Source organism: Peribacillus tepidiphilus (assembly GCF_009466385.1).
Taxonomy (GTDB): Bacteria; Bacillota; Bacilli; order Bacillales; family DSM-1321; genus Bacillus_BN; species Bacillus_BN tepidiphilus.
Genome location: NZ_WIAQ01000007.1, coordinates 29,779 through 53,842, shown reverse-complemented (window position 1 = coordinate 53,842; position 24,064 = coordinate 29,779). Strand labels below are relative to the sequence as shown.

At 38.4% G+C, this 24,064-nt stretch carries 21 protein-coding genes; 10 read left to right on the top strand and 11 right to left on the bottom strand.

Annotation, left to right across the window (positions count from 1 at the left end):
• Positions 1-13: 13 nt before the first annotated feature.
• Positions 14-1,861, bottom strand: coding sequence for an asparagine synthase (glutamine-hydrolyzing) (gene asnB, locus GD441_RS06295; RefSeq protein WP_153124852.1), 1,848 nt, complete (start codon positions 1,859-1,861; stop codon positions 14-16).
• A 393-nt stretch (positions 1,862-2,254) separates the two neighbouring features.
• On the opposite strand from asnB, the gene GD441_RS06290 reads away from it, so the two are divergent.
• The gene (locus GD441_RS06290; RefSeq protein ID WP_153124850.1) at positions 2,255-2,824 is read left to right on the top strand and encodes a DUF2777 family protein; all 570 of its coding nucleotides are present in this window, start codon (positions 2,255-2,257) and stop codon (positions 2,822-2,824) included.
• 93 nt (positions 2,825-2,917) lie between these two features.
• Here GD441_RS06290 and GD441_RS06285 read toward each other — a convergent pair whose 3' ends face one another.
• From GD441_RS06285 to GD441_RS06270, 4 genes are all read right to left on the bottom strand, one after another.
• Positions 2,918-5,833 (bottom strand): bifunctional diguanylate cyclase/phosphodiesterase, encoded by a 2,916-nt coding sequence (locus GD441_RS06285; protein WP_153124848.1) that lies wholly within the window; start codon positions 5,831-5,833, stop codon positions 2,918-2,920.
• A 132-nt stretch (positions 5,834-5,965) separates the two neighbouring features.
• Positions 5,966-6,319 carry a YisL family protein gene (locus GD441_RS06280; protein WP_153124846.1) on the bottom strand — a complete coding sequence of 118 codons (354 nt, stop codon included), beginning with the start codon at positions 6,317-6,319 and terminating at the stop codon, positions 5,966-5,968.
• A gap of 88 nt (positions 6,320-6,407) precedes the next feature.
• A complete protein-coding gene (locus GD441_RS06275) occupies positions 6,408-7,304 on the bottom strand; it encodes a fumarylacetoacetate hydrolase family protein (protein WP_153124843.1) in 897 nt (298 codons plus the stop codon).
• Between the two features lie 24 nt (positions 7,305-7,328).
• On the bottom strand, positions 7,329-8,627 hold the full coding sequence (locus GD441_RS06270; protein WP_225434151.1) for a DUF418 domain-containing protein: 1,299 nt from the start codon (positions 8,625-8,627) through the stop codon (positions 7,329-7,331).
• A gap of 57 nt (positions 8,628-8,684) precedes the next feature.
• Here GD441_RS06270 and GD441_RS06265 point away from each other — a divergent pair, with 57 nt between their 5' ends.
• Positions 8,685-9,299: a class I SAM-dependent methyltransferase gene (locus tag GD441_RS06265; protein ID WP_225434150.1), complete on the top strand. Its 615-nt coding sequence runs from the start codon at positions 8,685-8,687 to the stop codon at positions 9,297-9,299.
• Between the two features lie 74 nt (positions 9,300-9,373).
• On the opposite strand, the gene GD441_RS06260 is transcribed toward GD441_RS06265, so the two are convergent.
• Positions 9,374-10,966, bottom strand: a complete 1,593-nt coding sequence (locus GD441_RS06260) for a long-chain-fatty-acid--CoA ligase (RefSeq protein WP_153124841.1) — start codon at positions 10,964-10,966, stop codon at positions 9,374-9,376.
• Between the two features lie 252 nt (positions 10,967-11,218).
• On the opposite strand from GD441_RS06260, the gene GD441_RS06255 reads away from it, so the two are divergent.
• The 6 genes from GD441_RS06255 to GD441_RS06230 all read left to right on the top strand — a co-directional run bounded on the left by GD441_RS06255 (position 11,219) and on the right by GD441_RS06230 (position 13,215).
• Positions 11,219-11,440: a spore germination protein gene (locus GD441_RS06255; RefSeq protein WP_153124840.1), complete on the top strand. Its 222-nt coding sequence runs from the start codon at positions 11,219-11,221 to the stop codon at positions 11,438-11,440.
• Positions 11,441-11,469: 29 nt separating this feature from the next.
• Complete coding sequence (locus tag GD441_RS06250; protein ID WP_153124838.1) at positions 11,470-11,664, top strand: spore germination protein GerPB; 195 nt, start codon at positions 11,470-11,472, stop codon at positions 11,662-11,664.
• Positions 11,665-11,813: 149 nt separating this feature from the next.
• On the top strand, positions 11,814-12,392 hold the full coding sequence (gene gerPC, locus GD441_RS06245; RefSeq protein WP_153124836.1) for a spore germination protein GerPC: 579 nt from the start codon (positions 11,814-11,816) through the stop codon (positions 12,390-12,392).
• Between the two features lie 18 nt (positions 12,393-12,410).
• The gene (locus GD441_RS06240; RefSeq protein WP_153124834.1) at positions 12,411-12,590 is read left to right on the top strand and encodes a spore gernimation protein GerPD; all 180 of its coding nucleotides are present in this window, start codon (positions 12,411-12,413) and stop codon (positions 12,588-12,590) included.
• A gap of 7 nt (positions 12,591-12,597) precedes the next feature.
• A complete protein-coding gene (locus GD441_RS06235; RefSeq protein WP_153124832.1) occupies positions 12,598-12,993 on the top strand; it encodes a spore germination protein GerPE in 396 nt (131 codons plus the stop codon).
• A 3-nt stretch (positions 12,994-12,996) separates the two neighbouring features.
• Positions 12,997-13,215 carry a spore germination protein gene (locus tag GD441_RS06230; RefSeq protein WP_153124830.1) on the top strand — a complete coding sequence of 73 codons (219 nt, stop codon included), beginning with the start codon at positions 12,997-12,999 and terminating at the stop codon, positions 13,213-13,215.
• Positions 13,216-13,434: 219 nt separating this feature from the next.
• On the opposite strand, the gene addA is transcribed toward GD441_RS06230, so the two are convergent.
• From addA to GD441_RS06210, 4 genes are all read right to left on the bottom strand, one after another.
• Positions 13,435-17,172, bottom strand: coding sequence for a helicase-exonuclease AddAB subunit AddA (gene addA / locus GD441_RS06225; protein WP_153125022.1), 3,738 nt, complete (start codon positions 17,170-17,172; stop codon positions 13,435-13,437).
• Between the two features lie 20 nt (positions 17,173-17,192).
• Entirely contained in the window at positions 17,193-20,690 is a 3,498-nt protein-coding gene (addB, locus tag GD441_RS06220; RefSeq protein ID WP_153124828.1) for a helicase-exonuclease AddAB subunit AddB, read from the bottom strand.
• A gap of 473 nt (positions 20,691-21,163) precedes the next feature.
• Complete coding sequence (lepB, locus tag GD441_RS06215; protein WP_153124827.1) at positions 21,164-21,715, bottom strand: signal peptidase I; 552 nt, start codon at positions 21,713-21,715, stop codon at positions 21,164-21,166.
• 39 nt (positions 21,716-21,754) lie between these two features.
• Entirely contained in the window at positions 21,755-22,366 is a 612-nt protein-coding gene (locus tag GD441_RS06210) for a TVP38/TMEM64 family protein (RefSeq protein ID WP_153124825.1), read from the bottom strand.
• Positions 22,367-22,557: 191 nt separating this feature from the next.
• Between GD441_RS06210 and GD441_RS06205 the strand changes: the two genes are divergently transcribed.
• A complete protein-coding gene (locus GD441_RS06205) occupies positions 22,558-22,851 on the top strand; it encodes a hypothetical protein (RefSeq protein WP_153124823.1) in 294 nt (97 codons plus the stop codon).
• Between the two features lie 49 nt (positions 22,852-22,900).
• The gene (locus tag GD441_RS06200) at positions 22,901-23,320 is read left to right on the top strand and encodes a YhjD family protein (RefSeq protein WP_153124821.1); all 420 of its coding nucleotides are present in this window, start codon (positions 22,901-22,903) and stop codon (positions 23,318-23,320) included.
• Between the two features lie 2 nt (positions 23,321-23,322).
• Here GD441_RS06200 and GD441_RS06195 read toward each other — a convergent pair whose 3' ends face one another.
• Positions 23,323-23,880, bottom strand: a complete 558-nt coding sequence (locus tag GD441_RS06195; RefSeq protein WP_153124820.1) for a competence protein ComK — start codon at positions 23,878-23,880, stop codon at positions 23,323-23,325.
• Between the last annotated feature and the right edge of the window lie 184 nt (positions 23,881-24,064).

Here is a 24,064-nt window from a genome sequence, read left to right as displayed (position 1 = left end):
GCTTCCCTCTTTTTTATGATTCAACAATTCCAATATTATAATCCTCAAACCAAACGTGAATTTGTCCCAGATGGGCGAGAAGCTGTGGACCAGACATCAGTTGACCAAACCAGGGAATTTGAAAAGCGGTTCCTTGTGTTTCAATCAATTCTTCTAGCTTTTTAGTATCCAAAAATTCATATAGAGCAGAATTTTTGTTTTTTAATAGTTCTTTCAGCCAATTTGTAACTTTTATTGTATAGGCTGGATGATGTGTTTTCGGATATGGACTTTTCTTTCGATCAAGCACTTCATTCGGTAAAACCCCTTCTAGAGCCTTCCTTAATAACCCTTTCTCACGGTGTCCCGTCATTTTCATATCCCAAGGTACATTCCATACATATTCTACCAATCGATGATCCGCGAATGGTACACGAACTTCAAGACTTGCTCCCATGCTCATGCGATCTTTTCTGTCTAGTAAAGTTGTCATGAACCAAGCCATGTTCAAATAAAATAACTCTCTTCTTTTCGCTTCTTCAGTTGTTTCTCCTTCAAGCTTAGGAGATTCTAGCACTGTTTCCTTATATTTCGCTTGAACGTACTCAGCTATGTTGAGCTTTTTACGCCAATCACCTTTTAATAACTGCGACCTTAATTCCGTGGAACGCATCCATGGAAAACCTTCTCTGTTCAAATCATCGCTTCTGTGGAACCATGGATAGCCGCCAAAAATTTCATCTGCACATTCCCCTGACAAGCTAACCACGAAATCCTTCTTTATTTCTTTGCAAAACCAAAGTAAAGATGAATCTACATCAGCCATACCTGGCAAATCTTTCACATGAACTGCTTCTGTTAGGTAATCTGCCAATTTCTCTTGAGAGATGACACAACGATGATGTGTAGTACCAAATTCTTCTGAAATCATTTTGATCCAAGGCTCATCGAAATCTGGCTGAAAATCATTTTGTTTAAAATAACGATCATTCTCTTCATAATCGATGGAGTAAGTATGGAGCGCAGGCTTTCCTTCTACTTTATACGCCTCTGCCGCAATAGCAGTAATGGCACTTGAATCTAGACCACCTGATAAAAAGGTACATAAAGGTACATCTGATACGAGCTGTCTTGTTATTGCATCCTTCACAAGAATCCTTACTTTTTCTGTCGTTTCTTCAAGTGAATCAGTATGTGTTACACTTTTCACATTCCAATACCGCCAAATTTTCAATCCTTCACGAGACAGTTTTAACGCATGTGCCGGCCGTAGTTCTTGAATATTTCTAAACACGCCTGAGCCAGGTGATCTTGAAGGACCTAATCCAAAAATTTCTGCCAGTCCTTCTCGGTCCAATTCAGGCTTCACTTCTGGATGAGCTAATATCGCCTTTAGCTCAGAACCAAATACGAGACCATCATTAATGAATGAATAAAAAAGCGGTTTTACCCCTAATCTGTCTCTAGCCATAAACAAAACATTTTCTTTGGAGTCCCAAACGGCAAAGGCAAAAATTCCGTTTAATAGATCTACACATTTTTCTTTCCATTCTATGAAAGATGTGAGTAAAACTTCAGTGTCAGAATGACCTTTGAACGAATATCCTTTTAATAATAGCTCTTTTCGTATATCTTCCGTATTATACAATTCACCATTGTAGCAAATTGTAAAACGGTTGCCGTTTTTTTCCCTTGTCATTGGTTGCTTTCCACCGACAGGATCTACGACTGTGAGCCTTTTATGCCCAAAACATGCATGTGTATCATACCAAACATTGCTATCATCGGGTCCGCGTTTTCTCAGAGTTTCCGTCATTTTATTTACGATCTCTTCTTTTTTCACATTTCTTTTCAAGTCCACCCAGCCTGTGATTCCGCACATGGTACTCATCCTTTCATTCCAACAATTCCACTAAAAGCTGTGGACAAATATTCCACAAAGGAAAATTGGATTCATTATTTTTACTATTCTTTTCAAACCGAATTCGCTGACAAGGCAGCCGTTGATCCTATATTTATCTTAGCCTATGCACGAAAAGTCAAATGGTTAATTGTCCTACCTTATAAAATCGAATAGACATCAAAACCACTCTGTAAGTAATAAACTTACTAAACTGAAATTTATTTCAAAAGGACTCCCATTTTCTCAGATTGCATAGGGCATAATATATTCAAAACAGCTTGCTGAATTTGCAGACAAATCATATTTTGATGTATGTTTTGTAGAATATTTGTCAAAAAAGAAGGAGAGGTTATCCATTTTGGAGGTACATTTATGAATCGGCAGCATCGTACAAAATTGCTAAACCACCAATCCCGTGCCTATCATGAAGGGGTTGTAGAATTTATTAATCAAGAATGGACATTTTTTAATGATCTGACAGACGAAGCATCTTCCCTAGATGATTTTTTGCACCAAGAAGTCGAAATCAATCGTAATAATAGATGGAGAAAGGGGCTTCTAATGGAGGAAGGAGCCGTAAAACTTTCAAAGGAAGTGGTTTATCTCTATGACCAGGAAGAAATAAAAATAAAAAAGCATCTTCAATACTCATTTGATCAATTACTGGATGACTTACATGACGATTCCTTTTTTCAGTTTGTCATGACACTAAATTCTTTACATTTCTCTATATATGATTGTATTTACGGATATAATCAACTTACCTTTCTCGAAAATGAACCAAATAAATCTGGTGCAAATTTCTTCATTTTTGATAATGAAAAAGATATTTGTAGCGTACAGCACCATTTTGTTTACTCTTCACAAAAGCACGATCGGTTTGAATTTACGCTAAACAACGGGAAACGAATTATTATTGAAAAACTAAACTCGTCAAAATAGAAAAGCGAAAAGCGTCTGCTTAGCTTTGTTTAACGGAGCGATAAATAAGAAGTCCGCCATTTATATGTTAAGGAAATGGCGGACTTCGATCTTTTATAATGATTGAGACATTGAATTCTTTAATCCTTCTTCAAACTCTTTTTGTCGAAGAGGCTTATTGATGTAAAAGCCTTGTGCATAATGGCATTTTAATTCTTTTAATAAATCCATTTGCTCCTTGGATTCTACCCCTTCGGCAACTACCTTGACAGATAAGCCGTGTCCCATCGTGATGATGGCTTTGACGATCGCGATATCTGAAGTATCTACCTTTAAGTTGTTAATGAACGAGCGATCAATCTTCAAATAATCAATCGGCAAGTTTTTCAAATAACTGAGTGAAGAATATCCTGTTCCAAAGTCATCAATGGATACCTTAACTCCAAGCTTCTGCAATTCCTGCATTACAGAAATGCTATAATTGATGTTCCGAATCATCACACTCTCTGTCAGCTCAAGATGTAAATATTGAGGGGCAAGACCTGAATCGTGCAAGGCTCGCTTTACTTGCTTGACAAATTGGGGCTGCTGAAACTGATGTGCCGATACATTGACGGAAATAATCAAATTGCCTAAACCACTTTCCTGCCACTTTTTGTTTTGCTTACACGCAGTTTGTAAAACCCATTCTCCTATTTCATCAATAAGTCCTGTCTCCTCAGCAACCGGGATAAATTCTCCTGGTGAAATTAAGCCGTTGACCGGATGTTCCCAACGAATTAATGCTTCACTCCCATAGATTTTTCCAGTGTTAAGTTCCATTAATGGTTGATAGCAAAGGAAGAATTCTGGTTTCATTATGGCTCTTCTTAAGCTGCTTTCCATTTCCAGGCGTGACAAAGCTTCTTGATTCATTTCTATGGAATAATAGGTAATACGGTTTCCTCCAGCATTTTTTGATTGATTCATAGCGGTATCGGCATTTTTCAATAAGCTTTCTACATCATATCCGTCATTCGGATAAAAAGAGACGCCAACGCTCGCTGTTACAAAAAATTCTTGATGATTATAAAATATAGGCTTACGAATGCTTTCAATGAGGGACTTAATGGTTTTCCGAATATATTCCACTTCGGAATTTTTTGTCATCATTAAGATGAACTTGTCGCCTCCAAATCGTCCTAGATATGTACCTAATGGCATTCGTTCTTTTATCCTGTTCGTCAGTTCCTTCAATATCTGGTCGCCTGCATAATGCCCCAAGCTGTCATTAATGATCTTAAATCGATCCATATCAATAATTAACACAGCTAATTTACGTTTTTTCTTTTTGGCACGCTCTATATGCTCTTTAATCATTTCTGTGAATTTCACACGATTTGGCAAGCCCGTTTGAGAATCATAATAAGCAAGCTGCTCCATTTGATCACGAATCTTCTTTTGATCCGTTATGTTTTTTCCAATTCCATATATGCCTATGATTTCATTATTCACCGTGATGGGAATATTTTTCATTTGAAAATGCTGCTTTCCTTCACTTTTTGTAAGCAGTTCTAATTCATATATTTGTTCTTTCCCTTTTAAAGAGTTGTAGAAATGTCTTTTTACCTTTAGTACATCTTCTTTCTGAACATAGTTTAGAGCAGAATCACCGATGATTTCATCAACATCATAGCCAAAGGCAGCTGCAAAGCTTGGATTTGCACTTGTAAATCGGCCTTTTAAATCTACCGAGTAAATAATATCGGTATTATTATTAAATAGAGATTTATAGTTTTGTTCAGATGCCATTAATTCCTGATTTAGACCTTTGATTTCACTTGAAGTGGCTTCAATTAAATGCGTCAACGTTATAACAGATTGGATTTCTTCAGGAATGGTGTATTTGTAAATTCCATGAATCTCCTTTTTTACCGGTTCATTTTCTGATAGTGCAATAGCTGTAGTGGTATATTCTTTTACCTGTAATCCCTCTTTGTCCAATGAACAAAATTCGCTGCTTGAAAAAAATCCAGTGGTTTTTCCGATTCCATTTAAAAGCTCCATTTCTTTGGACGTATAGTCTTTTAGCAGCTTTTTTCTGGAAGAACTGCAATAAGCAAAGACTGTTTCATAAGAATGCTTTGCGAGTGATTTTAAATCATGTAAAGAGTCTTGAATCATTTTGGGAATATTTACGTAAGCAAACGATAATACATCGCCTTCTTTTACATTTCCGGCTACCTGGATCGCACCGTTAGACAAGAAATCCTTAATAAATACCGTAAATTCTCTGCCATTTCTTTTCACTAACAGTGGAAACTCCGCCCCAGTCTTAGGAAGCCCTTTTACAAAATCTTCTCCTAAATATTTTTTTATTAGCTGTACGGGTTTTTTTGATTCAATTCCGTAAATGATCCCATCTTTTACTTTATTAACCGTGAATGTCTTTCCAATCGGTCTCCATTGATAGTTCGTATATGTTTTGACAAACAAGTCTTCATTATTTAATACAGCCGCTACAACACCGCTATTTGTCATCTCATTTTCATTAAACACTAGTGTGTCATTATTTATTCCTGAGGCATCGGCAGCACCGCCAATCATGATGACATCCTGATTCTCTTCCTTTATTCCTTCTAGGAAGGAATGGATGTCCACATTTTTTGTAGGGAATGCTATAACAATCTTTGAGCCCAATTCACAAAGCTCGTGAACAACCTTTTTTCCCATCCTTCTACTATTAGAGAAATCCTTCGTATGTAGAAGCGTACTTTTAATGACTGTTTTTTCAAAGGCAGTAAAAGATAGAACAATTTGGTTGTCAGACAGTTTTCCATCTTTAATCACACCATTCGTCGTACATCCAATGATTACGAGCTTCGGAATAGCGGATTTTAATAGAGAAATGATCGCATTGATTTTTTCCGTATTATAGATTCCTGCGAATATTTGAGCCATTATACTAGGATAATCTTGCAGCTCATTTTTTAGGATAAAATCCTCAAGTTCTGAAAACCCTTCAAACGTACAATTAAGGGAAACGGCCATCCTTTTCACCACACTAACCAATTGACTAACATATTCTTCCTCTAAAATATCATAAATATTGTTAATTTTGTGTGAAAAATAAAAAAACCGCCATTTTTTTTTGGCGGTTCAGACTGTTGACAAACGTCTCTACTATCCTATGTAAAATCCTTGAGGCAAGACCAATCCATAGTAAATGACGATAAGCAATGCTGCAATGAAAAGAATCCACATAACCCCCTTGATCGAGCCCTTTACAGATCGAACAAGCACAACCTCCATCAGCCCGATCACAAAAATACCAAGCAATGCTTTGACTACATACGCTCCTGTTAATGCAGTGACAGCGATTAGATGGACTCCAGTAGCTACTATTAAAATATAAAAAACTCTCAAAATCATATGGGTGATTTTGTAGCCTTTTTGATTGCCTGATTTGAATAATCCAAGAGCGACAAATAATAAGATCAAAGCCACAAACCATGTTGTAATGTGCATATGCGTCATAACATAATCCTCCTAATTCATCATCTATTTCATCTTATCACAAGAGAATGAAATATCCTATTAATACGTTTACAACATGATTATGTTTTTATTGAACCGAGTTTTGTAAAGTACCAATAGATTGGACGGATATTTCAATCACGTCCCCACTCTTTAAAAACTTAGGCGGGTTAAAGCCTTTTCCAACTCCAGCAGGTGTACCGGTTGCAATGATGTCTCCCGCTTCAAGCGTCATTCCTCTTGAAATGACAGAAATGATTTCTTCTATAGGAAAAATGAACTGAGATGTGTTCCCCTTCTGCCTAATTTCTCCGTTTACTTTTGTCACAATATCCAGCACTTTCGGATCTTCAATGAGGCTTTTATGGACGATATATGGTCCCATTGGACATGAGCCGTCCAAGCTTTTCCCTAATAAAAATTGCTTATGCTTAGCTTGCAGGTCCCTTGCAGTCACGTCATTGATGATTGTATATCCAAAAATGTGATCCAAAGCTGCCTCTTTTGGAATAGCCTTACCCGTTTTTCCAATGACAACGGCTAACTCCCCTTCGTAATCTAGCTCATTAGTAACCTCGCTATGATTAGGAATTCCTTCCTTATGACCTATAACAGTGGTCGGAGCCTTAGAAAATAGCATAATATGTTTAGGAATGTCTGCTTCACTTCCCATTTCAATGGCATGGTCCCGATAATTTTTCCCTACACAAAAAATATTCTTGCTTGGTTTTGGGATTGGAGCAAGAAAAGTTACTTCATCCTCATCTAATAAAAATTCCCCAGTTCTTTTTGTCCATTCAAACACTTCGTTGATTTTAGCAAGGGCTTCCTCTCCACTTTGAATAATAGCAAGCATATCGTTCGGGATATAATCTGTATGCCCAGCCAATTTCTCTGCAGCCGGCTGCAATAGCAATAGCTTATTCCCCTCACCCTTTGCTGCTACATACGTTTCCCCTTTGTACTGAACAGTTGCCAATTTCATCTTTTCCCATCCCTTCTTTACTTTTTACATAGATCTTAACTTTGGCCTAGTTCCGTAGGTTAACCATCGCCACAAGTACTCCACAGGACCTATCTTATATTTCGCTAACCAAGCTTTGCTCATCCACAACTGCAATGTGTAAATAATCACAACCATCACACAACCGGTCGTAAATGATATTTTCCCATATAATCCTAGTCCGTAAGAATAAAAGATCAATGTACATAATATGGACTGAAATAAATAGTTGCTAAGCGACAGTCTGCCAACATATGAAAATGATATAAAGGTACGTCTTGCTAATTTATTGCGCAAGAATAGAGTCACCCCCGTTATGTAGGCGATTGATAGCATTGGACCCCCAAGTTGGTCTTGGATTAAGGAGCTTGCCCCATAACCTTCTAAATAATAAGGAGAAAGTTTCAATAACACACCTGCAGGCAATGTAATCCAAAATAAAAGTTTCAAAGGCTTTGAATGAATTTGAGGCTGCTCTAGCCATTTTAGTTTTGCAAACCCAGCTCCAATTAAAAACAGTGGAAAAATCGATAAAAAGAGAAGCATTAAGCTGACGAAATTATTTACAGTATACCAATCTTCAAATCGCTGAGCGGTGATTTCCAAAAAACTTCCATCCCCATATACTTCTAAAGACTGTTTAATCTTTACAGCATCTGTCATCCAATCCCCGCTATCCCATCCAACTAGAGACAAAACAGTAAAAAGGATGGCAAGCAAGCTAAACGGAATCATGTACATCAGCATTCCAATCCAAAGCAAACTTTTTCCCGAAATTTTATAAAACAGTAAATAAAAAAATCCAAATAAAGCATAATTGATGAGAATATCTCCGTGCCAGATTAAAAAAGCATGTATGATGCCTATTACTAGCAGAACGATTAATCTTCTAGAATACACTTTAGGGAAGGACATTCCTTTTTCTGTGAGCCTTTTCTCTAAAATCACTGCACCATACCCAAATAAAAATGCAAATAACGGATAAAAGCTTGCTTGAGCCAAAAAATCTATAATTCTATAAAATACCTCATTCCATGTACCTTTATAATAGGTGTACGGATTTATGTACAGCATAGGACTGTAAAACGAAGGCATGTTGACTAAAAAGATCCCCAAAATAGAGATCCCCCGTAAAATATCTACAACTGCAATCCGCTCTTTTTCTCCTATCGGTGTAATTGACAATTCATCCACCTTCTCCATTTTTATTTTGTATTCATTATAGCAGGAAAAACGAAGAACAACTTCTTTGCCATTCATTTTGGTTACAATATTTAACAAAAAGTGAAGAAAAACTGTAAGCATATCATTCATTCCATCTAATTGGTATAATCATAAAAAATAATTGTAAGGAGAAGGCAAGTGAAATATACAGGAGAACGAGTCATACCAGATGAAATGAAGCCTACAAACGGTATGCTTCTAGAGCATTTAGCCCGCTATCACTTTAGCAGCTTATTTCTTAAAGGGCGCGTGCTGGACTTGGCTTGTGGGTCAGGATATGGAACACAACTCATCACAAAGCTTGGAAAAGACAAAATTGATGAAGTGGTCGGTGTCGATATAAATGAGGAAACCATTAAGTATGCTAGAGGGAGATATTTCCACCCAAAGATCAGCTATATCGTAGCAAATGCAGAGGACCCTAATCTTCCCAATCAACTTGGACAATTTGACAGTATCGTTTCTTTTGAAACGCTCGAGCATCTCCGAAATGAAAAGCAATTTCTCCATAACCTTTTTGCTCTTTTGAAGGAAGGTGGTACTTTGGTGCTTTCCACTCCGTTCGGCAGAGGCCGGGGTAAGCCGACGAATGAACCTTTTCATGTTCATCAATTAACGGAAGAGGAATTTAAGGGGCTGTTTCATTCATACAGTCAGGTTGATTTTTATTATCAAAAAGGCGTTCTGATCGAGCCTATGCCAGGAAGAACTGGCATTCATTATTCCTTTGGGATTGCTGTTTGCACCAAATAATACAAGCTCTAACATAGTAAAAAGGGATGACCCCTTAGGACACCAAATGTGAACCTTCGAGTCATCCCTTCTACTTAGTTTACAAAGCGTTCTGATTTCCCATGAGCTTTCCAATAATCATTTCTGAGATGCACTTTTTGAATTTTACCTGAAGCTGTTTTTGGCAGTTCTTCTACGAATGTTACACCCGTAATGGCCTTAAAATGTGCAAGTTTTTCCCTCGAGAACTTAATTAATTCTTCTTCAGTAACAGAATGTCCGCTTCTTACTACTACAAAAGCATGCGGAGTTTCTCCCCATTTTTCGTGTGGTACGGCAATAACAGCCGCTTCTGCCACTGCTGGATGCTCATATAGGTTTCCTTCCACTTCAATAGATGAAATATTTTCACCACCGGAGATGATAATATCCTTTTTGCGATCAACTATATCGATATTTCCGTATGGATCAACTGTTGCCATGTCGCCGGTATGAAGATATCCATTGCGGATTGCTTCCATCGTAGCTTCTTCGTTTTTCCAATATCCCTTCATTACACCATGAGAACGGACGATTACTTCTCCAATTTCCACGCCATCCTTTGCAACATCCTCGCCATGTTCATTCACAACACGTACATCACAGCCAATCATCTGATGTCCTGCCTTCGCCTTCATCCTGTATTGATCTTTCATTGGCAAGTCTCTTAATTCGGAGCGGATGGTTGAAACAAGGCTCAAAGGAGACGATTCGGTCATACCGTACACTTGAATGAACTCCCAACCAAGTTCTCTTTCTACTCGCGTAACAAAAGCCGGTGGAGGAGCAGATCCAGCAATAACCACTCGGACATCCTGTTCAATTTGCGGAATATTTTGTTCATAATATTGCAGTAAGGAATTTAATACAGTTGGTGCCATATGCATGACCGATACTTTATGCCTTTGTATAGCATTGAAAATCGATTCCGGTGTTGCTTTTTTTAAACAAATATGCGTTGCTCCATTAACCGTATAATAGAAAGGAGACCCCCATCCATTTACGTGGAACATCGGAAGAATATGAAGATAGACATCCCGATCCGTTACTCTTAAATGATGCATCGAACATATAGCATGTAAATAATTGTTGCGATGTGTAAGCATCACTCCCTTTGGATTGCCGGTTGTTCCACTCGTGTATAAAAGGCTGCACACATCATTTTCATCAAGCTCAGCACGGTCAAACGACTCTGAAGAATGACTTTGAAGCCATTGATCATAATCGACTTCATTCGTTTCTGGAGCTTTATAATGAACAATAATATGTTTAACTGTTGTAAGCTTTTCCTTAATTGGCTTAATTAAACTATATAAATCCTGATCCACTAGCAAAACCTTAGATTCACTGTGATTTAAAATAAACAAGTAATCTTCCGGCTTTAAGCGAATATTCAAAGGTACCATAATGGCCCCGAGTTGAAATACTCCGTAAAACCCTTCTAGCATCTCTAGAGTATTGGGTGCTAAATAAGCGACACGATCCCCCTTATTGACGCCTAATTCGCGCAAACCATTTGAGAGCTGATTGACTCTTCCATTCAGTTCATTGTATGTAAATACTCGATCGTCGCAGTAAACTGCTTTTTTTTCTCCATACAATTTTACAGCTCTGTCTAAAAATTGAGTTAACACTAACGGTACATTCATTCTTTTCCCTCCTAAATATATTAGAAGATTCTAAATATAAAATATATTATCACATTTCATACTTATAATACATGTTGTATTTATACAATTACTATCTGTTGTATAACATTTTTGTGTCTTTTTTGTGAACTGATCTATTTCTTAATTGCTTTGTACCCTATTTTTTATGCTTCTGGCATTCCACAATATTTTTCACACTATTTGAATATAGGCATACGTTATTAGAAAAAGAATGATGAAGGTGATGAGCCTATGCCCGGTATTGTCGGTTTTGTTCAAGTCATTAACGTAAGCAGCAGCGGAGTTTTTCATATTGGTGATGTCTATTCCATTGCCCCTATCTCAGAAGCCAAAACTTTCTCAGGTGCAGGTTCTTTCAATACGGGACAAAACCTATCCATATACAATCAGCTAAGCTCAACAATCACATACGATAATGACCAGGCAGATCAACCCATCTTATTAAATATGTAAGCCTAGTATTTATGAAAGGATTTGAAAATATGAAATTTCATATCCATCAAACGATTACCATTAATATGATAAAAATCCAAAGTATAAGTAATTCATCTGTTTTTCAGATTGGAACCTCTGGGATTATTAAGCCCTTCTCCACTCTCTCGAATTCAGGCGGTTTTACTCAGGTAGCTCCTCTTCCAGTCTCAACCACACAAGTTCAGGAGCATTCAACTTTATAGTCTTATAGGCTTTCACCTATTTTTCAACTTTGCATACACTAAAACAACAAATTCGTCAGAGGATCTTTGCAAGTGCCTTGATTTCCAACCATTCCTAATAAGAATGTAAAAATTGGCGAGCTCTTTCGACAGAAGAACGGGGTGAAAGTATGTACACAGATTTATATTCATACGCTGCCCAAATGCAAAAATATCTTCAAGCACAGGAATATCGAATAGCCTTGCTTGAAAAAGAAATTCAAGTTTTAAAAAAGCAAATTACTGAAATAAAAGAAAAACCCTCTGTTACCGTTGAGAAAATAGAATATAAATTTGATCAGTTGAAGGTAGAGACATTGGAGGGTACTTTAAATATTGGTCTGAATCCTCAGGACCTCCAGAATGTCGATGAATTTTCTGTACCTCAAGCCACTCCCACTTTTCAAACTAGGGAAGCGATCAAAAAAGCATGCATGGAAGAGCTGACTGAATATATTCACTCAAACACAGTAAATACAATTAAGCACTTTGAACAATTCTACAGAAAAGAAATAGATGAAGCGTATCAAAATCATATTGAACAGGATTTACTTAAGCAGCTTGAAAAGCGTGTGGATTACTACTTAGATAACAGTCTGCCGGAAGAACAATCGGAAAATCAAAATGATTTTCTGAAGGAAAAAATAAAGCATCATATCATAACGGATATTACGCAAGCAATATCTGCTTTTATCATGAATATTCCTTAGTAGTAGGAGGATTATAGGATGGAGTTACATGTTACGAACGAAAACTTATGCGTTGGTCATATACAATTAAACAGTGTTTCAAGCTCTTCTCTTTTTCTTGTAGGTGATGCCAATACCATTCAACTGTCCTCAGCCTTTGATACGCCGCCAGAGTCCCTCATTATCGGACCATTTGTGCCGCTAGCTCCGAAAGGATAGGAGAATCATGTTAAGCAGAACCTCTCATGTTGAAACCGTTTCTTTAAAGGCTGTATCATTTAGTTCTGTCTTTCAAATCGGAGATACCTCTTTTATCGATGGATCTACAAAAGCATTGGCTGTTCAAAGAGAAAAAGATATTTTTTTTGGCACGGAAGGAAACTTTAACGATTATCCTGTTTTCTCATATCCTACAGGATTCATTCCAATTAATGAAAATATGATTCTTATGAAAAATAATCGAAACCCTCTTATTAAGGTTAGGAATATTGATGTGTTGGCTGTTTCCTTTTCTTCAATATTAGGAATCGGAAACACGAATTCCGTACGAATGCAATCACGCATTAAACATATTCGCCAACTTGATATAAGAAACCATAACAGTGAGAATAAGGAGGTCTAATCGATGCCTGCTATCGTAGGTCCTATTCAGGTGGTCAATATTGGCGGTGGAACAATTCATTTCGGGGATACGTTAATCATCTCACCAAAATCAGCCTCCAAAACAGTTACTGGATCCGGCTCCTCCAATACGGGAGGATTTATCATTACCAATAACGGTTTAAGTGCAAGCAACGTTCTCGATACAAATCTTGTCGATCAACCGATCCTTGGAAATAATTAATCTCTAAAAGGGGTTGTTCAGAAAGTCAGTTTTCCTGACTTTCTGAAGCCCCTTTTTTAAATCATTTTATTTTTAAAAAAAAGGTTCTTTTCACATAGATTGTTGTTTTTAGACTATAAAGTTTGCCCGTTGATTTCCGTTCCAGGCACTTCATTTAGTACGAGAATTGGTTGTTTGATTATAAAACTAAACTACTTACCTAAAGGGACAGCTCTTTTATTAGAGTTTCAACAAATGACCTCCATCAAAGAAAAACAGGTATCTTTCATCTATTTTTCTCTTTAAGATGGATTCAATCGCTCTTGTATAGAGTTCAATCTGTTTTTTGTATCGGTTTTTTAATATTTCCTTTGCACCAGCGAATCCATGTTCAAAGCGATTGGTAATGGCATCAGTTTTGTAGTCAAGCAGGACAAAACCTTGCTCATCCTCTATGATGCAGTCGATTACCCCTTGAACGAGCACAGTCTCTTCCTCAGATTGCCAATCATTGTATGCCTCGCTTGCAGGCACCGCCATACTAAACGGTACCTCTCTAAGGACTCGATCAGCTTTCTGCATGCGCTGTCCTATTTCAGTTTGGAAAAATCTTATGATGTTTTCCATGCTGACGGCCACAAGCTGTTCTTCTGTTAAAAACTCTCGCCGAACTAAATCCTGTAACCATTCATACAAAAATTCTTCTGTGATGTTTTCTTTTAACGGTATGTGCTGCATAACCAAATGCATGATGGTTCCGCGTTCGGCTGGTGTCAATGATTTTTCCTGCATAAACGATGGACGCTCAAGTACACTTCGTTTAAACTGTGAAATCAGCTGTGTGGAGCTTGCTTCATCTCGCATTTCATTTTGTCTTTTCAACTCAGAAACGGATTGCTTCGCCCGGCGTATCACAGCATCACGGTAAGAATACTGCCAATTCATCCTTTGGACAATTTCTTTTTTATAAGGCGTTTCTACTTCCACCTTCTGACCAGATTTTACAGCCATCATCAAGCTTTCATCCGCTGTCTCCTGATCATTTTGATCTTCTTGCAGCTGGGATGCCTCAATGATCCTTATTTTCCAATCGGAAGGATGGTGGCTAATTTCTTCAGGGAGTAAGCCATTTGTATTTCCGTTGTTAAATAACTCCTGACATTGATGATGTCTGGAAAGAGCAGGACCAATCCAATCCATATAGCTTTTGGCTGAAGCCCTGACATAATCCTGAAGCAGCCATTCTGTGTGATTGCGGTATTTCTCCCATTCCATCAGGCTTTTCTCAGCATCCTTCAATGAACCGATTAAGATAAGCTTTTCCTTCGCACGTGTCATTGCTACATAAAGAACACGCATTTCCTCCGAGATGCTTTCAAGCTGTTTCTTTTTCTTAAAAGCAACCTGAGGTAGTGAAGGAAACGTAATTCGAAGCTCAGGATTTACATATTTCGCCGCAAATCCTAATTCTTTGTCGAGCAGGTAAGCCTTTTTTAATTCTCTCGTATTAAATTGTCTGGAAAGACCACCAAGAATAACAACCGGAAATTCCAAACCTTTACTAGAGTGAATCGTCATAAGTCGAACAACATCTTCCTGCTCCCCTAATGAACGAGCTGCACCAAGATCATCCCCTCTGTCCTGCATCCTTTCAATAAAACGCAGGAATCGGAACAGCCCTCGGAATGAACTCGCTTCGTATTGTCTGGCCCGATCATAAAGGGCACGCAGGTTCGCTTGCCGCTGTTTTCCGCCCGGCATTCCACCAACAAAGTCATAAAACTTTGTTTCTCTAAAGAGCTGCCAAATCAACTCAGAAAGCGCCGTGGATTTTGATAAAGAACGCCATTGGTGCAGCTTTCCAAAAAACTGTTCCACTTGATCGTAGAAAAACTCATTTCTCTCATTTTTCCCAAGAGAACAAAATTCCTCCAGCGCCTCATAAAAGCTGCCTGTTTTCTTTGTTAGCTTGATTTGTGCCAATTGCTCTTCATCCAATCCTACAATCGGTGAGCGCAGAACGGCAGCAAGTGGAATATCCTGCATAGGATTGTCAATGACTTTTAAAAGAGACAACATAATGGCGACTTCTGTTGCCTCAAAATAACCTGTTGACAAATTCGCATACACTGGAATTCCCTGTTTTTTAAACTCCTCCATAATTTGAGGAGCCCATGGCATCGAGCGAAGCAAAATGACAATATCGCGGTACGTAATATTACGATAACCTTTTGTCTTTGGATCATAAATTGGACGTTTCTCTGAAATATATTGCTTGATAAGCTTTGCCATCATTCTTGCTTCTAGAATAACGGTTTCAAGCTCTTCTTGTTCAAAGGCAGCTTCATCCTCTGATGCTGTCTCCTCTAGCTCTTCAGCTTCCGGCATTTTTTGATTAATGAGGTACATCTCTACCGGATACGCCTCTTCCTCCGGATAAGGTGCCCCTTTTTTCAATTCAGCATCCTCATCGTATGAAATCTCTCCAACTGTAGCACCCATCAGCTGTTTAAAAAGATAATTTGTCCCGTGCAGCACTTCTTTTCTGCTCCGGAAATTTTGGTTTAAATCAATTTTCAACCCCGTACCTTTTCCATCGTGGGTAAATCTGTTGTATTTCCCTAAGAAAAGGTTCGGCTCAGCTAATCGGAAGCGATAAATTGATTGTTTTACGTCTCCCACCATAAACAAATTACCGGTATATTCACCATCTGATGTGACGAGAGACAGGATGGTTTCTTGAACAAGGTTTGTATCTTGATATTCGTCCACAAGCACTTCTTTAAACTGCTTTCTATATTCCAGTGCAGCTTGTGATGGAACAAGATCTCCTTCATGATTTTCAGAAAGAATACGTAAGCAAAAATGCTCAAGGTCTGAAAAATCAACCATTCCTTTTTCTTTTTTTACAGCTTGGAATTTTTCTTCAAACTGTCGGACAAGCTTCACAAGCATTTCTGCAAAGCCCTTCATTTCCCTCATATCTCTCAAGAAGTTTTCCGGTCGTCTTGAGAAGTATTCTTCCTTTAGCTTTTCAACCGTCTTCTTTGCTTTGTCCCTAAGATCCTTTGATTGCTTAGCGAGTTCTTCGTCGCATTCATTCTTCTTTACCGTTGCAAGTCTTGGGAAGTTTAAAGCTTGAATTTCTTCATACATGCGCTCCCAAGACAATGCTATAGCTCCCTTCAACCGTTGAATAATTTCCAAATCTTGCGAAAACGTAGCAGCGCGGGCTGCTGGACCGTTAGGTAGCTTTGTTAGTTCAAGCGCTTCCTGTAAAAGGTCAGTTGCTGCTTGAAGCCCAAGTTTAATATCCAATTGTATATACTTATAAAAAGGAAGCTCTTCTATTTTTACGTTTTCTTCCAGATCATACATGCTGACAAGATTTCCGAGCCAAGCATCTGGATTAGGATGCGACCTAGAAAACTCGTGCAGCGTACGGACGATTTCCTGAAGAGCGGAGTCACTTCTGTCGTCCGTGAAAGCATCCACTAGTCTGAAAAATTCTTCATGATCTGGCACGCTGTAATGCTCTTCAAATAACTCTTCTAACACTTCATCCTTGATTAGTTCAATTTCTGTTGAATCCGCAATTCGAAATCCAGGATCTATATCGATTAAATAATAATATTTACGAACAACCTCTAGACAAAAGGAATGAAGCGTTGAAATAGAAGCTCTATTGATGAGACTGAGCTGCTTCCGTAAATGCTGGGAGCGGGGGTTTTCCTTGATTGCCGTTTCTAGAGCTTCCGCTATTCGGTGGCGCATTTCCGCTGCCGATGCATTCGTAAAGGTCACGACTAACAGTTCATCTACATTGATGGGATGATCTGGGTGAATCAGCTTATTTATAATCCGATTCACTAACACAGCGGTTTTACCAGATCCGGCCGCAGCCGCTACAAGGACATCCTGATCGCTCGCCCAAATCGCTTTCCATTGGTCACTTGTCCAGCTTAATTCTTGTGGCATGACAGGAATAGGCGTTTTGCTCACTGTTCTTTTACCTCCTCTCGAATGAATTGAAATACATCCTCTTCTTTAAATGCCTTTAACGTTCTATACTCATTTTCTTCTAGTGATTGATCAAATTGACAAACACTTTTAAATGAACAGTATGTGCATGGGGTTTTGTCCTTTAGCTTATACGGTGAAATCTCTACATTCCCTCGGACAATTTCGTCGCCGGCTTTTTGATAGATTTCTCTTACATGCTGTTTTAACGCAAAGAAATCTTCCTTGCTGGCTACTTTAGAGTTTTTACTAATTCCACTTCCCGATTTTGTAAAATCAACAGGAATTATGCTTGATTTACAAGAGGATCCAATTTCAAGCGTATGATCCATCATGGTTAACATCTCTTGATCGCTTAGCAATAATCCTTTCATTTTATAGCTCTTCATTAACTCTGCTTCAATTTCTTCCAATGTCAGCATTTTATTGCTTTTCACAATTGGATTATGAACGTGGAAGTATAGAACTCCTGCTGGAATCGCCTCTTTACCGATTAATGAAGGAGCGTAAGAGATGATAATGTCCAAGTAGGTAAGCATTTGTAGAGCCAAACCGTAATAAACCTCATTTAAATTTAATGAGTTGGAGGATGATTTATAATCTAACACCCTTAAATATGTCCCGTGCTCATTTTCAGCTTTATCAACACGGTCGATCCTTCCAATCAATTCCATTGTCGTTCCATTCGCCAATGTAAAAGTGAGAGGAGGAAGCTCTCCGTTACGACCAAAACCCAACTCTAGCCCTACAGGAGAAAATCCGCTCTTTCTAGCATGCTCACTAAGAGCATAGGATGCGCGGCCAATGACTTGCTCAAGCTTCCGCTTCAGATAATGATGGCGATTTGTACTTAGCAAAATGGAGTTTTGTAGTTTTGGTGCTAGGCTTTCAACCGCCATTTTTGCAAGCTGTTCGCATTGGTGCTTAGATAAGGAGGCCCAGGAAACCTTCTTTTCAAACAGAGAATCTGCAATGATTTTTAATGCTCCGTGGAACATCTCCCCAATATCTGGCGCTTCTAATCTATAAACTTTTCTTTCTTGCAGTTTCAAGCCGTGCGAAGCAAAATGAGAAAACGGACAGCTATTAAATTTCTCCATTCTCGACACACTTGCAAGAATATGATCACCATATAGCTTTTTCGTTGTATCCTCGCTTAATGACTTTGTTTTATTTTCATAGAATAAGCTCGATAACACCCTGCTAGCCTTGTCTTTTAAATGAGGGGTTTCCATGTAATAATTATAAAGCTCCCACCATATTGGATCGACAGGATACCCTCGTTTCTTTTGCTGCAGCTGAGTTGTTAAATAAGAGATCGCTACATCATCATTGACCATATAAAGCAGCTGTTCTTCTTCTGTTTCCTCTTGGGGTTCGTTATTTAGAAACTTCATTTCTGCACGAGGTAATACTTCTATTATTCTTTTAATATAGGAAGACGCTAAAATGGACTTTCCTTCTTCATCTGCCAAAGGATAGCTGACGTACAATTTATTGGAAGGAAGAGTAAAAGCTTTGTAAGCAGTAAATTCTTCATCAAGCATTCGGGTTCTTGAACTTGGAGCAACCTGAAGTCCTTGTGAAATAAGTGCTTCTCGATCACCGTCATTAAAAATTCCTTCATCAGACAGCTTCGCAGGAAGAACACCTTCATTTAACCCTATTACAAATGCCACTTTTATATCGTTAATCCTAGATAAATCAATATTTGCGACAAGAACCTGGTCCATAGCCGGAGGCACTAGTGAGAATTTCAAGGATTCCAAGCCCGCATCCAATATTTGGGCAAATTGCTTAATAGATAGCTTCGAATCTCCCATCATCTCTACAAATTGGTCTAAAAGCTCGATGACAGCTTTCCATGCCCCTTCATGCTCTCTTGAAAGCTGAAGCAACCCCGCTTCTTCTGCCTCAAATTTTAGTTTTTCAAGCTTCTCTGGTACTTTACTTTCTTCTAAAAACAAGTACAATGCTTCGCAATATTCTCTTCCATCTTTTGCTCGCTTCAAACGGTTAGCAAGCGTCTTGATCGGTGCTGAAAATAATTCCTTCAGCTCATTGATTTCGTTTTCCAGCTCTTTTTCTTGATCCGTTTGAGCTCTTTCCACCAGCTCCAGACCGCGAATTCTTCGATAACCCCAGCGATCCTTTGATGTCCATTGACTTCCTTTTATTCCTCGTGAAAGAACATAATTTTCCAAACGATCTACCTTAGCTCTCATCCTTCTTTTATCACGATCAATTGGATATAAAAGCTCTGTTTTGATCGCACGGAACACTGGCTCATAGCGCCAATTTCCAATAATAGTTTCCAATGCGGAACGAATCAGTTCCAGCAGCGGATGATTTAGCATCGTTTTTTTTGAATCAATGAATCTCGGAATTCGGTAATCATCAAAAATGGTCGTAATTAGATCATGATAGGAGCTCCCATCTCTTAAAACGACCGCAATATCTTTCCAGCGCATGCCTTCATCTCTAACATGCTTGATAATTTGCCTAGCGACTCCTTCAATTTCAGCTCTCCTGTTTGCGGCTTGAAGGATGGTTACATTCGTCTCTTCATTCCAAGCAACAGCAGGGCGAATATTGAAATTTTGTTCCAAATGCTGCAGGCTGCCGTTTTCTTGAAACCTTACCAGATCGCTAAGTTTTTCATCCTTTTCCACTTCAATGTTTAACCGAAGTGCCATTTGATAAAGACTTTGATAAAGATGGCCAGACATTCGGAATAAATAAAGATCTTCAGGAGGTTCCTGCCTGAACGGACGATCCAGAGTTAGCGATACGGTCACTCTTTTACTTACTTTCATTAATTGCTCAACCACCAAAAGCTCCTGGGGTGTTAAGCTGTAAAATCCGTCAATATAGATTTCTGCTCCAGCCAGATAGGAAGAGGAAGCAAGCTTTTCTGCTAACAGTTTTAAGTAATCCTCTGAATCGATATACTTTCCGAAAAGCTCCTTTTCAAATGCTTCATAAACGATTTCCAAGTCATGCAGCTTATCCTTTAACCCTTGTGATAATGGAGTTTCTCCATTGGAATGGACATGAATTTCCTCAGGACGAATGCAGTACCGTTTGAATTCTGTCAGCATTTCCTCCATCTGAGCGATAAATCCCGGCTTATCAGCTGATTTTTGAAAAAGTTTTAAATCTTCCTTCCGCTCCTCAATAATTTTTCGAATGAGCATATTGATTCCCGCACTGTTCAAATGAACCCTGCTCATTCCGCCTGTTTCCTGCAGTACTCTCCAAGCAAGTCGCGTAAAGCTGAACACTTGAGCGCGAATCATACCATTTAATCCGGGAGTCGTAACAAGCTTATATTCTGATGAAAAAGTCATTTGTTCTGGGACGATATATAGAATCGGATGACCTTCAGGCTCATTTCGAAGCTTCTCCCTGATTTCATTTACTATTTTTGTTGTCTTTCCCGTTCCGGAGCGCCCAATCAGAAAGCGAAGAGACATGCTTCATACCCCCCTTTAAGATTACGATGTTACTTGTACTTTCAAGTATATCAAAAAACCTGTCAAATTTTTGGATAACCGATTTAAATTAGGAGAGGATTTTTGCTGAAAAATTGTTAGTAGAATTCAGGGACTATAAAGTTTGTCCGTTGATTGCAGCAAGAGGCACTTGCTTTCCGCGGGGAGGGATGTCACTCCTCGGCGTTACCGCCTGTGAGGTCTCCCACTTCCCTCTTTTTCCCCAGGACATTGAATAAGCTTTCTCGAATAAACTCCGCACGAAGGAAATGCGAATGCATTTTCGAGGAGTCAAATGCCATCCGCTACAATCACCTCAGATCGTTAAAGGTAAATTACACTATAAAAGCAACAAACTTTACGAAAACAGCTAAATTAAAAGGACAACTCCATTTATCTCCCTCCTTCACCACTTGTGAATGAAAGAATGTAAAACCTTTTAAGAGTCGTCCTTTTTAAAACTTCGTATTAAATTTTTCAAGCGGCCAATACCTGACTTCTACTTTTCCTACTACATCCTTTATCGATACAAAACCAAAGTGCCTACTATCAAGGCTTTCAAGACGATTATCCCCCATAACAAATAAGCGGTTTTCGGGGACTATTTCCACTCCTGTTAAATCCGACAGCACAAAGTCCCCTGTTAGCTTTTGACCAATAAGCGGATTCTTATATTGATTAAGATAAGGTTCGTCATACTTCTTTCCATTAATAAATAATTGGTCATTCTCATAACGGATCTGATCTCCAGGAAGACCGATTACTCTTTTGACGTAGTCCTCATTTCCTCCATGGAAAACAATGACATCGAACCGATTCATGTCGGAAATTTGGTAACCGATTTTATTCACAACAAGCCGGTCTCCATCCTCCAATGTCGGTTCCATTGATTTCCCCTCCACTTCATAGCTTGAAAAAAGAAAAGTGTTTACAAGGAAAAACAAGATGATCCCCAGTGCAGCTGCTTTAAGCCAGTCCAAAAAAATGCTGCCCTTCTCTTCTGCCATCTCATTCCCTCCATTTGCTGCTTTGGTCCGTACTGTATATTATCCATTATGTCTTTCAAGACTTTTATTTAATCTTACTTCAATTCTTTTTCCAACATACCAAAGAATAAAAATAATGATTAAAACGATAGCTGTCCTAATTGGCTGCTTAATGAGCGAAGGGATATCATATCCAACGAAGCTAATGGTAAAAATCATGACTAACTTCCCAGCCAAAACAGCCAATGAATACTGGATCATGTTTATATGAGAAAGGCCTGCCACAACATTCACAACAGCAGATGGAGTAAACGGAAAGCACAACAGAACAAAAATTGGTCCAAACCCATGATGGTCAACCCAATTTGTCAATTTATGAACCTGCTTATTATTTTTGAGGAATGTTAATACTTTTGTATGGCCATATTTTTTCACTAGTAAAAACACCATTAGCGCTCCGAGCGATGAGCCAATCCATGACAATAAAAATCCTACCCAGAGTCCAAAAGCATTCGTGTTAGCCATTACAAAAATGAACAGCGGCAAAAATGGAAGAAACGCTTCAAAAAATGGAAGCAAAATCGCTGGTACCGGACCAAATGAACGGTACTCATTCAATAAATCCTTAATATTTTCGAGTGTAAAAAACTCCTGAAAACCCTCAAATCCCATAAAATTCTCCTAATTAAACACAATGATTTACAAGCTAGTACTGTACATACTTATTCTTAGCCTAAATCTTCAAAATTTGCAAACAGAAAAGCGGAAAGCGCCTGATTAGCTCTGTCGGGAAAATGTTCTTCACCCGAAGAAGTCCCAAAGACTTCGCAGGGGGAAGGTTATTTTACCCGAAGAGCTGGCGCTTGGAGCTAGACAAAGAAAAGCGGAAAGCGCCTGATTTGGAAGAAGTTGATTTAAGCGTTCAGTGCTTTGATTTAAGCGTTCATCCCTTTGATTTAAGCGAAAATACCCTCGATTTAAGCGAAAACCCTGGTGATTTAAACGAAACCTTTTTTACGGTCTGCCTACTCCCTATAGACGACCGATATTTTGCTCCTGGCAACCGATCAATGCATGCTGTTCTCCATCATTTGGAGTTGCATACTTTTAAAATTTTAGTTACGATAAAAACAGAACAAATGTTCTCATATTTTTAAATAACCTAGCATATACTATGAAAAAGTGACAGCTTAAGGAGGAAGGAGCATGACGAGAATTCCTGAACATGACCGTGACATGATTGAACAGGCTATTTACCTACCAATGGTCCTTACCGTGCTTAATCGTGATCTGCTGCTTTTGGAAAAAGGTGATTTTAAACTGAAAAGGCCATATAAGGAGTTAATCGAACAGGCGATGAAAGCTGTTCAAACTGAACTTGCAGAGGTAAAGAGGTATTTGCGGAAGGAAAATATTAAGGTTAGCCAAACGAAGCGTGATGATACTTTTACAATGTTTTTGTTTCTTTACAAAGGCTACGAAGAATACCATAACTACTTTAATCCACGAATTCGAAACAAAGTAGAAGAGCTGATGCACTACTATCTGTACAAAAGATTATCTGAAACGCAAAAAATATCCATACAAAAGAAGCCGGATCAAATCGGCCATTCAACACTTTCTTGACTTTATTTTTCAATTAGATCAATAGGCTGAGACAAACTTTTCCGATTTCTTTCGGAGTATATGTAATACATTTTCCTCTCTGTTTCGGCAATTCGCTGTACGAGCCTCGTTTTTAATAATGCCGTACGCAGGATTTGATTTTCGATGGTGCCAAAAGAAACAGGAATTGTAACATTGCATCTGTTCCGGAATAGTATTTTGGATTCTTTCGAAGTGTGCTTAAAGATAGAAGAGATGTGTTCATGGGAAACCCACATGCATTGAGGACTGGCTGGAGAGTGAGTGGGAAAGAAAAAAATGGAACTCGTAGGGTCAATAGCAATGGGTGATTTGTGAGTGATCCCTGTTAAACTGCGCGTTCCTTCCTTTCTGCCTTCGTAACTGGAGCCATAGTACTCACAGCTGTATTTAATGATTTCTATCGGCTTAAACGGCGAGATAAATTCCGCATCTAACTCTGTTATGTAGGAATAGGTTTTACTTCCATAGGCAATCGGCTTCACAAGCAAAGTATAAGGGTTTATTTCATACTCTTCTATTATTCTTTCACCTTTTTTCATTGGCTCTTCTCCTTTACAATACATTTTTTACCATATCTATTATATCATACTAGGAAAAAATATAACCTCAAAATTCACAAAATTTCCAATAAAAATAAAGAACCACTGTTTTACTAAATACACTTTGAAAATATTTTAAATTTTCAGTTGATTTTATCACCTCTATTCCATATAATATTAAAAA

Coding starts and splice junctions, on each gene's coding strand:
- asnB (WP_153124852.1), bottom strand. CDS start 1,861: ATGTGCGGAATCACAGGCTGGGTGGACTTGAAAAGAAATGTGAAAAAA.
- GD441_RS06290 (WP_153124850.1), top strand. CDS start 2,255: ATGAATCGGCAGCATCGTACAAAATTGCTAAACCACCAATCCCGTGCC.
- GD441_RS06285 (WP_153124848.1), bottom strand. CDS start 5,833: ATGGCCGTTTCCCTTAATTGTACGTTTGAAGGGTTTTCAGAACTTGAG.
- GD441_RS06280 (WP_153124846.1), bottom strand. CDS start 6,319: ATGACGCATATGCACATTACAACATGGTTTGTGGCTTTGATCTTATTA.
- GD441_RS06275 (WP_153124843.1), bottom strand. CDS start 7,304: ATGAAATTGGCAACTGTTCAGTACAAAGGGGAAACGTATGTAGCAGCA.
- GD441_RS06270 (WP_225434151.1), bottom strand. CDS start 8,627: ATGCTTACAGTTTTTCTTCACTTTTTGTTAAATATTGTAACCAAAATG.
- GD441_RS06260 (WP_153124841.1), bottom strand. CDS start 10,966: ATGAATGTACCGTTAGTGTTAACTCAATTTTTAGACAGAGCTGTAAAA.
- GD441_RS06255 (WP_153124840.1), top strand. CDS start 11,219: ATGCCCGGTATTGTCGGTTTTGTTCAAGTCATTAACGTAAGCAGCAGC.
- GD441_RS06250 (WP_153124838.1), top strand. CDS start 11,470: ATGAAATTTCATATCCATCAAACGATTACCATTAATATGATAAAAATC.
- gerPC (WP_153124836.1), top strand. CDS start 11,814: ATGTACACAGATTTATATTCATACGCTGCCCAAATGCAAAAATATCTT.
- GD441_RS06240 (WP_153124834.1), top strand. CDS start 12,411: ATGGAGTTACATGTTACGAACGAAAACTTATGCGTTGGTCATATACAA.
- GD441_RS06235 (WP_153124832.1), top strand. CDS start 12,598: ATGTTAAGCAGAACCTCTCATGTTGAAACCGTTTCTTTAAAGGCTGTA.
- GD441_RS06230 (WP_153124830.1), top strand. CDS start 12,997: ATGCCTGCTATCGTAGGTCCTATTCAGGTGGTCAATATTGGCGGTGGA.
- addA (WP_153125022.1), bottom strand. CDS start 17,172: ATGCCACAAGAATTAAGCTGGACAAGTGACCAATGGAAAGCGATTTGG.
- addB (WP_153124828.1), bottom strand. CDS start 20,690: ATGTCTCTTCGCTTTCTGATTGGGCGCTCCGGAACGGGAAAGACAACA.
- lepB (WP_153124827.1), bottom strand. CDS start 21,715: ATGGCAGAAGAGAAGGGCAGCATTTTTTTGGACTGGCTTAAAGCAGCT.
- GD441_RS06210 (WP_153124825.1), bottom strand. CDS start 22,366: ATGGGATTTGAGGGTTTTCAGGAGTTTTTTACACTCGAAAATATTAAG.
- GD441_RS06200 (WP_153124821.1), top strand. CDS start 22,901: ATGACGAGAATTCCTGAACATGACCGTGACATGATTGAACAGGCTATT.
- GD441_RS06195 (WP_153124820.1), bottom strand. CDS start 23,880: ATGAAAAAAGGTGAAAGAATAATAGAAGAGTATGAAATAAACCCTTAT.